The 16198-nt window shown below is 40.7% G+C and carries 13 protein-coding genes; 12 read left to right on the top strand and 1 reads right to left on the bottom strand.

Annotation, left to right across the window (positions count from 1 at the left end; all coding sequences use genetic code 11):
• Positions 1-107 precede the first annotated feature (107 nt).
• From NGR58_RS06415 to prfB, 10 genes are all read left to right on the top strand, one after another.
• Positions 108-2186 carry an ATP-dependent Clp protease ATP-binding subunit gene (locus NGR58_RS06415; RefSeq protein WP_258088773.1) on the top strand — a complete coding sequence of 693 codons (2079 nt, stop codon included), beginning with the start codon at positions 108-110 and terminating at the stop codon, positions 2184-2186.
• Positions 2187-2470: 284 nt separating this feature from the next.
• Positions 2471-3856, top strand: coding sequence for a LysM peptidoglycan-binding domain-containing protein (locus NGR58_RS06410; RefSeq protein ID WP_258088772.1), 1386 nt, complete (start codon positions 2471-2473; stop codon positions 3854-3856).
• Positions 3857-3921: 65 nt separating this feature from the next.
• Positions 3922-4464 (top strand): C40 family peptidase, encoded by a 543-nt coding sequence (locus NGR58_RS06405; protein ID WP_258088771.1) that lies wholly within the window; start codon positions 3922-3924, stop codon positions 4462-4464.
• A gap of 54 nt (positions 4465-4518) precedes the next feature.
• Positions 4519-4797, top strand: coding sequence for a GNAT family N-acetyltransferase (locus NGR58_RS06400; protein WP_258088770.1), 279 nt, complete (start codon positions 4519-4521; stop codon positions 4795-4797).
• 98 nt (positions 4798-4895) lie between these two features.
• Positions 4896-5438: a dCTP deaminase/dUTPase family protein gene (locus NGR58_RS06395; protein ID WP_258088769.1), complete on the top strand. Its 543-nt coding sequence runs from the start codon at positions 4896-4898 to the stop codon at positions 5436-5438.
• Positions 5439-5450: 12 nt separating this feature from the next.
• Positions 5451-6824: a DNA repair protein RadA gene (gene radA / locus NGR58_RS06390; RefSeq protein ID WP_258088768.1), complete on the top strand. Its 1374-nt coding sequence runs from the start codon at positions 5451-5453 to the stop codon at positions 6822-6824.
• A gap of 18 nt (positions 6825-6842) precedes the next feature.
• The gene (locus NGR58_RS06385) at positions 6843-7949 is read left to right on the top strand and encodes a PIN/TRAM domain-containing protein (protein WP_258088767.1); all 1107 of its coding nucleotides are present in this window, start codon (positions 6843-6845) and stop codon (positions 7947-7949) included.
• Between the two features lie 122 nt (positions 7950-8071).
• Positions 8072-9568: a glutamate--tRNA ligase gene (gene gltX / locus NGR58_RS06380; protein ID WP_258088766.1), complete on the top strand. Its 1497-nt coding sequence runs from the start codon at positions 8072-8074 to the stop codon at positions 9566-9568.
• Positions 9569-9735: 167 nt separating this feature from the next.
• Positions 9736-12102: a preprotein translocase subunit SecA gene (gene secA / locus NGR58_RS06375; protein ID WP_258088765.1), complete on the top strand. Its 2367-nt coding sequence runs from the start codon at positions 9736-9738 to the stop codon at positions 12100-12102.
• A gap of 181 nt (positions 12103-12283) precedes the next feature.
• On the top strand, positions 12284-13399 hold the full coding sequence (prfB, locus tag NGR58_RS06370) for a peptide chain release factor 2 (RefSeq protein WP_258088764.1): 1116 nt from the start codon (positions 12284-12286) through the stop codon (positions 13397-13399).
• Positions 13400-13482: 83 nt separating this feature from the next.
• Here the strand turns inward: prfB and femX are convergent, their stop codons facing one another.
• Complete coding sequence (gene femX / locus NGR58_RS06365; protein ID WP_258088763.1) at positions 13483-14499, bottom strand: UDP-N-acetylmuramoylpentapeptide-lysine N(6)-alanyltransferase; 1017 nt, start codon at positions 14497-14499, stop codon at positions 13483-13485.
• Positions 14500-14592: 93 nt separating this feature from the next.
• On the opposite strand from femX, the gene NGR58_RS06360 reads away from it, so the two are divergent.
• Both NGR58_RS06360 and NGR58_RS06355 read left to right on the top strand, forming a co-directional pair.
• Positions 14593-15363, top strand: a complete 771-nt coding sequence (locus NGR58_RS06360) for a TrmH family RNA methyltransferase (protein WP_258088762.1) — start codon at positions 14593-14595, stop codon at positions 15361-15363.
• A 42-nt stretch (positions 15364-15405) separates the two neighbouring features.
• Positions 15406-15885 carry an HD domain-containing protein gene (locus tag NGR58_RS06355; protein WP_075270189.1) on the top strand — a complete coding sequence of 160 codons (480 nt, stop codon included), beginning with the start codon at positions 15406-15408 and terminating at the stop codon, positions 15883-15885.
• The last annotated feature ends 313 nt before the right edge of the window (positions 15886-16198 follow it).

Genomic DNA, 16198 nt, shown 5'->3' with positions numbered 1-16198 from the left:
AGTGCTAATATAGATGATGTAAGCAAGGTCAACAAAGGTCAAATAAGATCTGATGCTGAAACTACTGGGAATAATGAATATAAAAAAGAATGTAAGGAGGCCGTATTATGGCACAAGATCCATTTGGTTTTTCAAGTTTTGATGATATATTTCGTATGATGAATAACGAAGCTGCAAGGACACAACAAGCACAGCGTTCACAACAAGGACCACGTACACAGATGGGCCAAGGTGGCGGGAGCGATAATAATGGTCAAGGGAATGGTTTACTTGATCAATATGGTATTAACCTGACGGAAATGGCACGCAAGGGTAAGTTTGATCCAGTGATTGGACGAGACGACGAAATCGCACGTGTTATTGAAGTACTTAACCGCCGTACGAAGAATAATCCAGTATTGATTGGTGAAGCTGGTGTTGGGAAAACTGCCGTTGTCGAAGGGCTGGCACAGGCAATTGTCAACGCAAAGGTACCCGGAAAATTACAAGGTAAGGAAGTTATTCGTCTAGATGTTGTTTCTCTTGTCCAAGGGACGGGTGTCCGTGGTCAATTTGAAGAGCGTATGCAAAAATTGATGGACGAAGTTTCAAAGCGGGACGACGTTATCCTATTTATTGATGAAATTCATGAAATTATGGGGGCCGGAACTGCTGGCGAAGGTTCAATGGATGCCGGTAACATTTTGAAGCCTGCCCTAGCGCGTGGTGAATTCCAGTTAATTGGAGCAACAACGCTTAATGAATATCGTAAGATTGAAAAGGATGCAGCGATTGCTCGTCGTTTCCAAACAGTGCAGGTTAATGAGCCGTCAACTGAAGAAGCGCTACAAATTATTCAGGGAATCCGTTCACGATATGAAGATTATCATAAGGTCAAGTATGCCGATGAGGCTTTGGAGGCTGCCGTAAACCTTTCAAACCGATACATTTCAGAACGTTTTCTACCTGATAAGGCAATTGATTTAATTGATGAAGCCGGTTCAAGAAAGAACTTGTCAGTGAAAATTGCGGATCCAAAGGAATTGGAGAATAAGATTCATTCCACGGAGGCACAAAAGCAATCAGCTATCGAGCAAGAGGATTATGAAAGAGCTAGTAAGTTACGTGACCAGGTTAACAATCTAGAACTACAATTACAGGCTGTTAAACAGCAAGCACCGCAGAATGAAGCGGCACAAACAGTTACGGTTGAAGACATCCAAAAGATTGTTGAAGAAAAGACAGGTATTCCAGTTGGAGAATTAGCTGAGTCAGAGCAAACACAACTACGTAATCTAGGCGGCAATTTGGCTGAACATGTTATTGGTCAAGATGAAGCCACGGAAAAGATTGCCCGAGCAATTCGTCGTAACCGGGTTGGCTTTAATAAAACGGGACGTCCAATTGGAAGCTTCTTATTTGTAGGACCAACTGGTGTTGGTAAGACTGAGACTGCTAAGCAATTAGCTAAGGAATTATTTGGTACAACTGATAGTATGGTACGTTTCGATATGTCTGAATACATGGAGAAGCATTCGGTTTCAAAGTTGATTGGTGCCCCAGCAGGTTATGTTGGTTATGAAGAAGCTGGTCAATTGACCGAAGCAGTTCGCCGTCGCCCATATTCACTAATTTTGCTAGATGAGGTTGAAAAGGCCCATCCTGATGTTATGAATATGTTCCTGCAGATTCTTGATGATGGTCGTTTAACTGATGCACAGGGTCACATTGTTTCATTTAAGGATACAATCATTATTATGACTTCAAATGCGGGTACTGGTGTCAAGGATACGAAGGTTGGATTTGACCCAGAGCATGAACATGGTACTTCACGATTACTAGAACGTTTGGCACCATATTTCAAGCCTGAATTTTTGAATCGTTTTGATGGCATCGTTGAGTTTAATGCGTTATCTAAGGATAACTTGTTAAAGATCGTTGACTTAATGATTGCTGATATGAATGTCGCCATTGCAGAAAAAGATCTACATCTTACTGTTACTGATGATGTCAAGCAGAAGATTGTCGACCTAGGTTATAATCCAGAAATGGGGGCACGGCCATTGCGTCGAGTTATCCAAGAGCGTCTAGAGGATCAAATCGCAGACTTTTATCTTGATAATCCAGACGTTAAACAGCTGACTACTAAGTTAGTGGATGACAATATTGTGATTGAAGAAATGAAGAATACTGTACAAAATTCATAATAAGTTTAAAAAAATATAAATATCAGCAAGACAGCAACTACAATTGCTGTCTTTTTTGTACAATAATCAAGTCGTTGAATTTTTCAATTAAGTAAAATGCGCATAAAATAAAGCGAAAATTAAGTTTTTTATGCTGTGTAACATAAATGAAACATTAAATGAAACTATTTGAAAAGTCTCTAACGTACAATGATGATTGTAGTAAAAATAAAGAAAATCTTAAGAAATGTTCTGGTGGGCAATTTCTAATATATATAAACAATAAGTTCGAAGGGGTACTTAATATGCACGCATCTGTAAAAAATACGCTATTAGCAACTGCCGGAGCAGCAGCTGCCTTGGCTGGAAGCTCAGTCGTAGCTTCAGCCGATTCTGTTACTGTTAAATCTGGGGATACATTGTATGCTATTGCAGCAGCTCATCATGTATCTGTTGATGAATTAGTTTCAGCAAACAAAATTGCTGACGCTAACATGATCATTACTGGTGACAAAATTGAATTACCAGGTTCATCATCAACATCAGCAGAATCAACAGCATCTTCAGCAGCACCAAAGAAAGTTGCAAAGGGATCATCATACACTGTAAAGTCTGGTGATACTCTATGGGCAATTGCTAATGCTAATGGTATGACTTTGTCAGAATTGTTGTCAGCTAATGAAGGTTTGCAAGCTTCATCAACTATCTTTGTTGGTGACTCACTTAACCTTACAGCTTCAGCAACTAAGGCAACTGTTAGTGCCCCAGCAGCAAGTTCAGTAGCTGCAAAGCCAGCCGCAGCATCAACTGCTAACGCATCACAAGCTACAGCAAAGTCAGCCGCCGCACAATCAGTTGCAACATCAACTGCTAACGCATCAGGAGCAGCCGCAAAGTCAGCCGCCGCACAATCAGTTGCAACATCAACTGCTAATGCATCAGAAGCAGCCGCAAAGTCAGCCGCCGCACAATCAGTTGCAACATCAACTGCTAATGCATCAGAAGCAGCCGCAAAGTCAGCCGCTGCACAATCAGCTGCAACATCAACTGCTAATGCATCAGAAGCAGCCGCAAAGTCAGCCGCTGCACAATCAGCTGCAACATCAACTGCTAATGCATCAGAAGCAGCCGCTGCACAATCAGCTGCTAATGCATCACAAGCCGCAGCAAGCTCAGCCGCTGCACAATCAGCAGCTCAAGCATCACAAGCTGCTGCAAGTTCAGCTGCAGCCGCAAGTTCAGCAGCTCAAGCATCACAAGCCGCAGCAAGTTCAGCGGCCGCACAATCAGCATCACAAGCTACTGCTCAGCCACAAAAGCTTGCCGCAACTGCTTCTACAGCAAACAAGTCAGTTGTTTCAGCAGATACTGCCGGCAACACATACCCTTCAGGACAATGCACATGGTTTGTTAAGGGTGATTTGAGCTGGGTTGGTAATCACTGGGGTAACGCTTCAGCATGGGGTGCATCAGCCACTGCTGCAGGTCACACTGTAAACTCATCAGCATCTGTTGGATCTGTTGCATTATTTGCACCAGGTGTTGGTGGAGCTAGCTCATACGGTCACGTTGCTGTTGTTGATTCTGTAAACTCTGATGGTACAATTACTATCTCAGAAGCGAACTATGCAGGAAAGGCATTCAACGAACGTACTATTTCAACTGCTGGTGTGCAATTTATTCACCAATAAAAAGCAATTATTTAAAGGACTCGCTAGCGGGTCTTTTTTTGTATAACTAAAGGAGTGATCGACGGATGCCATTTAAGATTGAACCGGGACGTGTTGTGCATTTCAATGATTTCGATCAAGCGGATGCAGAAATTTTATTTGAACCGCCACTTGCGGAAAAACCAGTACAAATTACCGCTTCAAACTTTGCCCGTAAAACAACCGGGGCACGTATTCAAAGAACGATGTTACAAATGCTTATGGAAGATATTTGTGAGCGTTTAACAGTGGTTTTAGATGATGTCATGGGTGTACCTTATTTAAAGGATGGTCAAAGTATAGAAAACGGTTTTGATACGGGTGGCTTAATTCAGTATGTATTCAACAAAATTGCTGGTGTTGGCTTTCCACATGAAATTAGTGAGCAAATGAAAACCGTCACGAAATTCAAAGTTTCAGAAGCCATTCCAGGTGATTTATTGGTCTGGGGAAGTGCATTATTACCAACAACCGCTGGTATCTATATTGGTGGCGGCAAATATGTCACGGTTGATGTGTTTACGGAAAAAGTGACAACTAAGACTATTTCACAAAAGTGGTTGCCAGACTTTGTGGGTGCTATCAGATAGTTTAAACAACAATGGTGGTGTATTTTAGTTATAATAGAGTCAGGAGGTTTCGATATGGAATTTACTTATGAACCCGGACGCCTATTTCATGAAACAGATGGTATTGTAGATGCAGAAATATTGTTCCCCGAGATTCTAGGAGGCGCGGTCTGGTCAATTGATCATACGTATGTCGATCCAGAGTTACGTGGACAAGGTATTGCTGGACAACTGTTAGCAGAGGTCGTCACACGCGCTGAGAAAGCGGGCGTACAACTGAAGCCAGTATGCACTTACGCGCGACAAGCATTTTTCAAAAACCCAGAATATCAAAAAATTGCTTATAAAGATTAAATTTGTTTTGAAAGCACCCGTTATTTTGACGAGTGCTTTTTAATTTTCTTGAAATTAAGTTATACTTAGTTTTGAGAATTTATTTGAGAGGGATTGAAATGAAACGAGGATTTGCTGTCGTTAAGAAGTATGCAAACGCCAATTTAAGTTTGCCAAGTCGAAGTACAGAACACGCTGCTGGCTATGATTTCCAGGCAGCTGAGGATTTTACGTTGCCATCTATTTGGCGCTTACCATTTTTGAAAGTTTTATGGCAGATCAGACATAATGATGTCATAGCAACTACCGATGATGAACAAGCATCAAAAATAATCAAACCATTATTGATACCAACTGGTATTAAAGCCTATATGGGTGATGACGAATATTTGATGATTGCTAATCGTTCGTCAAATCCATTGAAGCGTCATCTGATTTTGCCGAATGGTGTGGGAATTATTGATGCTGATTATGTTGATAATCCTAAAAATGAAGGCGAAATTTTTATCCAAATGATTAACTTTGGCCTTCATGATGTGACGATTAAAAAAGGTGAAAGGATTGGACAGGGTATTTTTATGCCTTTCCTAGTAACTGATGATGATCAGAAACAAATCAAAAAAACACGTCAGGGTGGTTTCGGTAGCTCTGGAATTAAATAGAGGAGGTGAATCATGGCAAAAACGAAAACCCAATTCGTTTGCTCAAATTGTGGTTTTGTCTCACAACGTTATATGGGACGATGTGCCAATTGTGGTGCTTGGGGAACATTTGTCGAAGAGGTCATGCAACCAGAAAAGGTGGACCGCAAGTCACGTGTTAATTTAGCTGGTCAAGTGGCGAAGGTTGAACGCTTAGATGAAGTCAATATTGAAGAGACACCACGCATTAAAACAGACAATGAGGAGTTTAATCGTGTCCTTGGAGGGGGAATCGTACCAGGTTCCATGGTATTGATAGGTGGTGATCCGGGTATTGGTAAATCCACGTTATTACTACAAATTTCAGGGCAATTGGCCAATTTAGGAAAGAAAATTTTGTATATTGCTGGTGAGGAAAGTGCATCACAAATAAAATTACGTGCCGAAAGATTAGGGGTGCGTGGTGATTCAGATTTTTTGCTATTTCCAGAAACGGATATGAAGCAAATTAGACAAGCCATTGATGAAGCGCAACCAGAATTTGTTGTGATCGACTCCATCCAAACGATGCAGGAACCTGACATTAGTTCATCAGTTGGTTCAGTTTCACAAATTCGCGAAACCACAGCAGAGCTATTGCAGATTGCTAAAACCAATAATATTACAATTTTCATTGTTGGCCATGTTACTAAAGAAGGGGCCATTGCTGGTCCGAAAATTCTTGAACATATGGTTGATACCGTCTTGTATTTTGAGGGTGACAACCAGCGGAGTTTCAGACTACTTCGCGCTGTAAAGAATCGTTTTGGGTCAACAAATGAATTGGGTGTTTTTGATATGCAACATGGTGGATTAGTTGAAGTTGCGAACCCGTCAGATTTGTTTTTAGAAGAGCGATTAGCCGATGCGAGCGGTTCGGCCGTAGTTGTTGCTATGGAAGGAACACGCCCTATTTTAGTTGAGGTCCAGGCGTTGGTGACGCCGACGGTATTTGGCAATGCGCAGCGGACGGCTTCTGGGATTGACCGAAATCGGGTGTCATTGTTAATGGCAGTGCTAGAAAAACGAGCTAATTTGCTATTACAAAATCAAGATGCCTACGTACGTGCTGCTGGGGGCGTCCGACTTGATGAGCCAGCGATTGACTTAGCAGTCGCGATTGCGATTGCATCAAGTTATAATGATGTACAAACACGATCAACAGATGCTTTTATTGGTGAAATTGGCTTGACGGGTGAAATCAGACGCGTTCCTAATGTTGTTGAACGAGTTAATGAAGCTAAAAAACTTGGTTTCAAGCGCGTCTTTGTTCCTAAACACGTTGCAGCACAATTAGCGGACGTTGAGGGCATTCAAATTATTGCCACTAAGACGTTGTCAGAGGCATTAAAAACCGCATTAGCATAATGCAGAAAGGAGAATTAAATGTTACGAAAGCGAATTATTCAAGGTGTTTTCTTACTTGCTGGTGGGGCAATCGCAATCACATTACTGCCAGTAATCTGGGATATTTTTAATTTAGCGGAACAGATATGGATTAATAATGTTATTGTCAATTTTATTCTAGGTGCTATTATTTTTTATTTATTAAGTTTGCCACTATGGCGACCAATTGATCAGATGATTCACCGCATTGAAAATTATTTAAACAAGCAATCACCATTACTATTATTAATTGGCTCATTGACAACTTTGATTGGTTTAGTCATTGCGGTCGTGATTACAGTCCCTCTACAACATATGGATAACTTTTTCCTAAGTGGTGTGGTGCCAGTTATTGTTATGGCATTGTTAGGCTATTTCGGATTCCGATTGGGAACGACCAGAATTGACGAGTGGCGTAAGCTATTACCAACATTGACGGGACGTATGAAAAAAGTTCGTCCAGATGAAGCTGGACGTGGCGATGTTTTAACGGACGATGAGACTAATTATCATCACTACAAAATTTTAGATACGAATATTTTGATTGATGGTCGTATTCTTGATCTTGCTAAAACCGGATTTGTCGAAGGGACTTTATTAGTACCTAATTTCGTGCTTTATGAATTACAGTATATTGCTGATGCTGGAGAATCGTTGAAACGTGTCCGTGGTCGGCGCGGACTCGATGTCTTAAATGAACTTCGTGAAAGCAATTATGTACCAGTTGAAATGTGGGAAGGTGATTACGAGGATATTTCTGAGGTTGATGAAAAGCTGATTCGATTGGCAGAAGACATCAATGGTATCTTGGTAACAAACGATTATAACTTAAATAAGGTCACTAAGTTTCAAAATGTACAAGTTTTGAATATTAATGAGTTAGCGGGTGCATTACGGCCACGCGTTGCAGTTGGTGACCACTTATCTGTGTTATTGGTCAAGAAAGGTACTGAACGTCAACAAGCTGTTGGTTACTTGGATGATGGTACAATGGTCGTAGCCGAAGAAGGACGTAAGTATTTACAACAAACGGTTACTATTGAAGTAACATCGGCTTTGCAGACTGATGCTGGTCGGATGATTTTTGGGACGGTTATCGAAAAATAGCAGGTAATTTTCAAAAATTAGTCATTTATTGTGTAGAACACGTTGAAACGTGCGGGAAAGCGCGGTATATTAGTAGTCGGTATATATTTAGAAATACAAGATAAAGAGGAGTGTCGATTAGCATGGCTGAGACTACCGAGAAAAAAATTCGAGTGCGTTACGCACCGTCACCAACTGGACATTTACATATTGGAAATGCCCGTACTGCATTATTTAACTGGCTATTTGCCCGTCACCACAATGGTGAATTTATTATCCGTATTGAGGATACAGATCAGACTCGTAATATTGCAGATGGTGAAAAGTCACAGTTGGATAATTTGACTTGGCTTGGTTTGGACTGGGATGAGTCTCCAGCTAATCCAGGAAAGTATGGCCCTTATCGTCAATCTGAGCGTCTATCAATCTACAAGCCACTTATTCAAGATTTGGTGGATCGTGGTTTAGCATACCGCTCATTTAAAACCTCAGAAGAATTAGCTGCTGAACGTGAAGCACAGGTTGCTGCCAAAGAAGCACCACACTATGTATATGAGTACGAAGGCATGACTGATGAAGAAGTTGCTGCTTTCCAAACTGATGCCGAAGCTAAGGGACTACCATATGTCGTTCGTTTCCGTGTTCCTGAGGATAAAGATTACGCTTGGGATGACATTGTTAAGGGACCTATTTCAATTAATTCATCGACGGTTGGTGGAGACTGGGTCATTCAAAAAGCTGATGGGATGCCAACATACAACTTTGCCGTTGTTGTTGATGACCACATGATGGAAATTTCTCACGTATTACGTGGGGATGATCATGTGTCAAACACACCTAAGCAATTGATGATTTATGATGCCTTTGATTGGGAAGCACCAATCTTTGGTCACATGACTTTGATCATCAATGCAGATACTGGTAAGAAGTTGTCAAAGCGTGATGAAACTGTTTTGCAATTTATCGAACAATATCGCGCATTAGGTTATCTACCAGAAGCTTTGTTGAACTTTATCGTTCTACTTGGTTGGTCACCAGTTGGTGAAAAGGAAATCTTTAACAGAAAACAATTGGTTAAGATTTTCGATGAAAACCGTCTATCAAAGTCACCAGCTAAGTTTGATAACAAAAAGTTAGAGTGGGTCAACAATCAATGGATTAAGACTGCCGATCAAAACATGGTATTTGATAAGCTAATTGAACAATTGGTTTACTCAAAGCTTGTTGATCCAGCAGAATTGACGGCTGAGAGACTACAATGGTTACGTTCAGTTATGAACATCTATATGGATGGTGTTTCTTATACTGCTCAAATCGTGCCATTGATCAAACCGGTATTCTTTGAGATGCCAGCAGCTGCTGATATTCCTGATTCAGCAAAGGAATGGATGAAGGCAGATAATGTTAATGATATGTTGAAGCTGTTCATTGATAAGATTGAAAAGATGCCAGTCTTTACAGCAACTGCTATCTTACATGCAGTTCGTGAAATTCAACATGGAATGGACGTTAAGGGTCGCGCGCTATGGAATCCATTGCGTATTGCGACAACTCGTGAAGAGCAGGGTCCAAATCTAGGAGAATTGCTTGAGTTGTTAGGTCGTGAACAAACCTTAGCAAATATTCGTGAGTTCTTATAATAAAAATTTTTGAAAAGGGGTTGGGACAAAATGATTGTTCCAGCCCCTTTTGGCTCATTCTCTTTTTGCTTAAAAGTCATGTAACTATGTTCGTCAGTATGTTAGAATGTTACTTAGTATAATTAGAGATAAATAGCTAATAATGACCGATGAGAGGGAAGATAAAAATGGCTAATCCATTACGTACAATTATTGAAAGTGATAAAGGAAAATTACGTCGCTTGGGTCGCTTGGCTGATAAAGTGGAAGCCCATGCTGACGAAATGGCAGCCTTATCTGATGAAGAATTACAAGCAAAAACACCATATTTTCGTGACCTATTAAAGCAGGGTCAAACGTTGGACGATATTTTACCAGAAGCCTTTGCGGTTGTACGTGAAGGTGCAAAACGTGTTTTGGGATTATACCCATTCCGTGTCCAGATTATGGGTTCTGCAGTCCTACATGGTGGTAATATCGCCGAAATGAAGACTGGTGAAGGAAAGACACTGACTGCGACCATGGCTGTTTATTTGAACGCCTTACCTGAAAAGGGTGTTCATGTTGTGACGGTTAACGAATACCTAACACAACGAGATGGTGAAGAAATGGGGCAACTATACAAGTGGCTCGGACTTACTGTTGGTATTAACTTAACGGAGTTATCACCAGATGAAAAACGAGCAGCTTATCTTTGCGATATCACGTATACAACAAACTCAGAGATTGGGTTCGATTATCTACGTGACAACATGGTTGCACGCAAGGAAGATCGTGTTCAGCGTGGCTTGAATTTTGCCTTAGTCGATGAGACTGATTCAATTTTGATTGATGAGGCGCGTACACCATTGATTATTTCTGGGGCACCAGCCCAAACGAGTACGCAGCTGTATATTCGTGCCGACCGTTTTGCAAAGTCATTAACTGAAGACGAAGATTTTAAAGTTGATCACGAATCAAAGTCAGTTTTGTTGAATGATACAGGAATTGCCAAAGGTGAAAAATATTTCAATCTAGAAAACCTTTATGGCAAAGGAAATGTGGCCTTGACCCATCATATTGATCAAGCTTTGCGTGCTAATTACACCATGTTTAATAACAAGGATTATGTTGTCCGTGATGGTGAAGTTGTTTTAGTTGATGCGTTTTCTGGTCGTATTCAAGAAGGTCGTCGTTTCTCTGATGGTTTGCACCAAGCTTTGGAAGCTAAAGAACAGGTACAAATTCAAGAAGATAACCGTGCCATGGCGTCAATTACTTATCAAAACTTGTTCCGTCAATACAGTAAGTTATCAGGTATGACTGGTACAGCTAAGACTGAGGCGGACGAATTCCGTGAGATTTACAATATGGAAATCACAACGATTCCAACTAACAAGCCAATTCAACGTGTTGATGAACCAGATTTGTTGTACCCTAACTTGCGTTCAAAGTTTAATGCGGTACTAGATTTGGTAATTAAACTACATGACAAAGGTCAACCAATTTTGATTGGTACGGTGGCTGTTGAAACATCAGAATTGTTATCGCAATTATTGGATAAAGCAGGCATTCCACATAATGTGTTGAACGCCAAGAACCATGCGCGTGAAGCTGAAATTATTGCAAATGCTGGTCAACGTGGCGCCGTGACAATTGCCACCAACATGGCTGGTCGTGGTACCGATATTAAATTAGGCCCGGGTGTTGCTGATATAGGTGGACTAGCCGTTATTGGTACTGAACGACATGAATCTCGTCGAATTGATAACCAATTGCGTGGTCGTTCTGGACGTCAAGGTGACAAGGGATACTCACAATTCTTCTTGTCACTAGAAGATGATTTGATGATTCGTTTCGGTGGTGAGCGTATTAAGAATTTGATGGAAAGCATGAATATGGGTGATGAGGACGCAGTTATTCGTAACAGGCTGATTACTCGTTCTGTTGAATCTGCTCAAAAGCGTGTTGAGGGAAATAACTATGACTCTCGTAAGCATGTGTTGCAGTACGATGATGTGATGTCACAACAACGTAACGCCTTTTATTCAAACCGAAACCAGGTTATCGACGAAGAAAAATCATTACGTGATGTCCTATTACCAATGGTTGAGCGTACGATACATCGGGTAGTTAAGAACCAAACAAACGGTAAGCCAAAGGACTGGCATCTTGATTCAATTGTTGAATTTGCTCAGTCAACGATCGTTCCTGTTGATTCAATCACAGTTGCTGATTTACAAGGTAAGTCAGCCCAAGAAATTGAGAATGAAATCTATCGTCGTGCCAAGGAAATGTATGACGAAAAGCGTCACGCCCTTGGGGATGATGAGGAACGGTTATTGCAATTTACCCGTGTCGTTATTTTACGTGTGGTTGATTCGCAATGGACGGATCATATGGAAGCAATGAATCAATTACGTGACTCTATTCAGCTACGTGGCTATGGACAGTTGAACCCATTGATCGAGTACCAAAACGAAGGGTTCCGTATGTTCGATGAGATGATTGCGGGCGTTGAATATGATGTTACGCGACTATTTATGAAGTCAGAAATCCGTCAAAATGTGCGTTAAGCAGACATTTATTGAAACAAAATCTTACAATCAAGATTGATGAATGATGTCTTGGTTGGGTGAGCCCGGAATCTGACGGTAGTAATTGTTGGGTTGCGGGCTTTTGATGTGTAAGCAGACATTAAATTCTGCGCGCAGATAGGCCTGACATTCATTTGTGAATTCTTGCAGGGAGGAAATAATGGAAATATCTGAAGCACGTCGCAGATTAGCTGACATGTCAGCAGAGATAGATAAGTTTGGCGCCTCGTTAGACTTAGAGGCATTGAATGATGAAATTGCGGCTAATGAAGCGAAAATGGTTGAACCTGACTTTTGGCAAGATAATGTCGCTGCACAAAAAGTTATTGACGAGAATAACGTCTTAAAAGGACGTCGCGACAATTATTTAAAGCTAGCAAACAGCGCTGAAGATGTCGAGGCAGCAATAGACTTATTAAGTGAAAGCTATGATGAGGATATGGCAACAGAAATGGCGGCTGATTTGGAAAAGCTAAGTGACGATTTGTCTGCCTATCGTTTAACGCAATTACTCAATGAACCTTATGATAAAAATAATGCGATTTTGGAAATTCATCCTGGTTCAGGTGGTACGGAGTCGGCGGATTGGGGAGCTAATCTACAACGTATGTATACACGTTGGGCTGAGCAGCATGGTTTTAAAGTTGATATTATGGACTATCATCCGGGGGATGTCGCTGGTGTCGATTCGGTAACCTTAATGATTACCGGTCATAACGCCTATGGATATCTTCGTTCCGAACGTGGTGTTCACCGCTTTGTACGTATTTCACCATTTGATTCGGCTGGTCGTCGTCACACATCGTTCGTTTCAATCGATGTGATGCCAGAATTAGATGATTCAGTCGAAGTTGATATCAATCCAGCGGACGTAAAGATGGATGTTTATCGAGCATCAGGTGCAGGTGGTCAGCACATTAACAAGACATCTTCTGCTGTTCGTTTGACCCATATTCCAACGGGAATCGTGGTTGCTTCACAACAACAGCGTTCGCAATTCCAAAACAAAGATACAGCGTACGCCATGTTACGAGCAAAACTATATCAGTTAGAAATGGATAAAAAAGAACAAGAACGTGCAGCGATTGCTGGTGACCATTTAGAAAATGGTTGGGGATCACAGATTCGTTCGTATGTTTTTCAGCCATATCGGATGGTTAAAGACCATCGTGATGGTTTTGAGTCGGGAAATCCGCAAGCAGTCATGGATGGGGATTTAGACCCATTTATTAATGCTTATTTACGTTGGCGTTTAGCAGAACAAAATCCAGAATAATATAATAAAACATAAATAGACCGGGACTTTTGTCCCGGTCTATTTATGTTTAAACATGTTTCAAAACGACTTTTGTCGCACTCTTATTTACGTACTAATTCAGTATAAGCATCTTCATCAAGCACTAAGTCGATTTCACCAATGTATTCTAGTGGATCAGCTTTAATAAAGGTGTGCTTAAAGACATAAAGTCCATCATCTGTTGATTGTGATTCAATACCACCCATGTCATATAATTCAACACCCTCATCAAGCGCCCATTGAATCATGGCAGTTTGTACAGCGTAAGGGGCGTAGTAAGTAGGACCATCATTTGATCCTGCATACATATACCAGATTTTACGGCCGTATTTAAAGCCGATACCAGTTGACAATAATTCACCTTCACGTTCAGCGATATAAACACGCATGATATCGCTATCGCCAAAAGCATCACGCATTCGTTCAAAGTAATCTTTTGGACGATATGTAATGCCATGACGGTTGGCCATGTTGACGTAAGTTTCATAAAAAGCATCCATTGCAGCGGCATCACTACCATAACGAACGGTTACGCCATCACGCATTGGTCGCTTTAACTTTGATTTTGTTTTTGAGGGATACAAATCAAAAGTTTCTTTGGCATCTGGCTTTGCCTTTAAGTCCAAGACCATGTTTAGTCGTGGTTGAATTGTTGCGTGCATCCCTTCATTAGCAACATTACGATTACGAGTTTCAAATCCGCGAGCTTGTAGTTGTTCGTTTAGTTCATCTGAATAGACAACCTCTGGATCCATTCGAATCACATAGGCATCATCATCAGCGATGGCCTTTTTTGCTTCAACCATTAACTTTTCTAATAAATCAAAGTCAGTAATATCCATCACAGGACCTTTTGAAGCATAAGCAAATTTTTTGCCTAATTTTGTTTGGGTCAATAACATTGAGATTGCGGCGATGATATTGCCAGATTCATCCGTCACATAAGCATAGCGGGGTTCCCAATTATTTTTAATTTTTGCCCAACCTAAATCTTGTCCGACTTGACCATAAGGTGAATGTTGCACAAACTCTTCATATTTTTTGACAGCTGCCGTGTCATTTAAATCTAAAACGGGCATGTTATCCTTCTTTCTTCAGTAAATAGCTAATTTAAATCTCTCTATGAATTATAACATAGGCAATAAAATAGTTTTTAGCGTATAATGATATATATGGAAACTATTAAATCAACAAAGAACAGCCGTGTCAAAACATGGCAGAAGTTACAGACTAAAAAAGGTCGCCTAGCAAGTGATACGTATTTACTTGATGGTTGGCATTTAGTACAAGAAGCAATTACACATGATGGTAAATTACACGCAGTTATGGGAACGGCAGAACAACTAGCAGAACACCAGGAGGAATTACCACTAGGTGTACCCGTTTTTGAAATTACAGAAGAAATTGCGAAAAAGCTATCTGATTTGGTGACACCCCAAGGTATTTTTGCCGAGGTTTCATTGCCTAATGCAACGCGTGAACCACAGTTTATTCATGATGGTGCCTGGTTATTCTTGGATGCGATTCAAGACCCTGGTAATGTTGGTACGATGGTTAGGACAGCAGATGCGGCTGGCTTTGACGGGGTCGTCTTTGGACATGGGTCGGTTGATCCATACTCACCTAAAGCATTACGTGCTATGCAAGGATCACAATTTCATTTAACAACGACAACTGGTGACTTAACCGACTGGACTGCTTCGTTTACACAGAATGGTATGAATGTCTATGGTACCCAGTTAGATCCGGAAGCTGCAGATGTCTTTACGATACCGGCACAAACACAATTTGCTTTGATTATGGGCAATGAAGGGCAAGGTATGCAACCGGAATTGGCCCAAATGACCACTCAGAATCTATATATTCCGATATCTGGTCAGGCAGAATCATTAAATGTGGCAGTTGCAGCAGGGGTTGCGATGTTTGCATTAAAGGCTCGTTAAAGTTTTTTAAAGTAATCTAAGTTTGTGCGAGGGGGAAGAGCAATGTTAGATTGGCAAAAAGATAAAGTATATAGTGATATTGTGAAAGATTTATTGTCACATCCACAAGTACAGGAGATGGCAAATTATACACAACATCACCACTCAGATCGATTAACACACTGTATTACGGTTTCTTATGTTAGTTATCGTTTAGCTTTACGCTTTGGCTTAAATGCTACCGCAGTTGCGCGTGCAGGAATCTTACATGATTTGTTTTTCTATGATTGGCGTGAAACAAAGTTTGAACTAGGATCACATGCGTTTATTCATCCACGAGTTGCCTTGCGTAATGCCGAAAAAATAACCAATCTTTCTCCAATGGAAAAAGATATTATTTTGAAGCATATGTGGGGAGCTACAAGTGAGTTACCACATTATCGTGAAAGTCTATTAGTTGACTTGGTTGATGATTATTTGGCAATTGCTGAATTCTTCTCGCCAGCTTCTGCTAGAATGAAGCGTTTATTTCACACAAACTAATAAAAAAGAGCGCGTTCCAAAAGGCTTCAGACTTTTGGAACGCGTTTATGCTATAAAACTTACAAGCTTATAATAAATACATGCTAAACAAAAAGGGCTCTGTGTCAAATAGCGTGAAAAACAGTAAAATCGATTAATTAGGTTTGTGAAAAGCGACTGTGAATCTGACAGATTATGTCAGATTCATGGTCGTTTTTTGTGTTAATAAGTTCATGAAGTTTACTTTAATTTGGTGACGATTAAATAGTTGTAGACGAATTCTGAAAAAGTAATTATGTGGGTTACCATAGCCGTAGGCCGTCCGGCCAAACTG

Origin of the sequence: Weissella fangxianensis (genome assembly GCF_024718545.1) — a bacterium.
GTDB classification, from domain to species: domain Bacteria; phylum Bacillota; class Bacilli; order Lactobacillales; family Lactobacillaceae; genus Weissella; species Weissella fangxianensis.
Note: the sequence above shows the minus strand (reverse complement) of the source record. Positions and strands in the feature narration are given on the sequence as shown.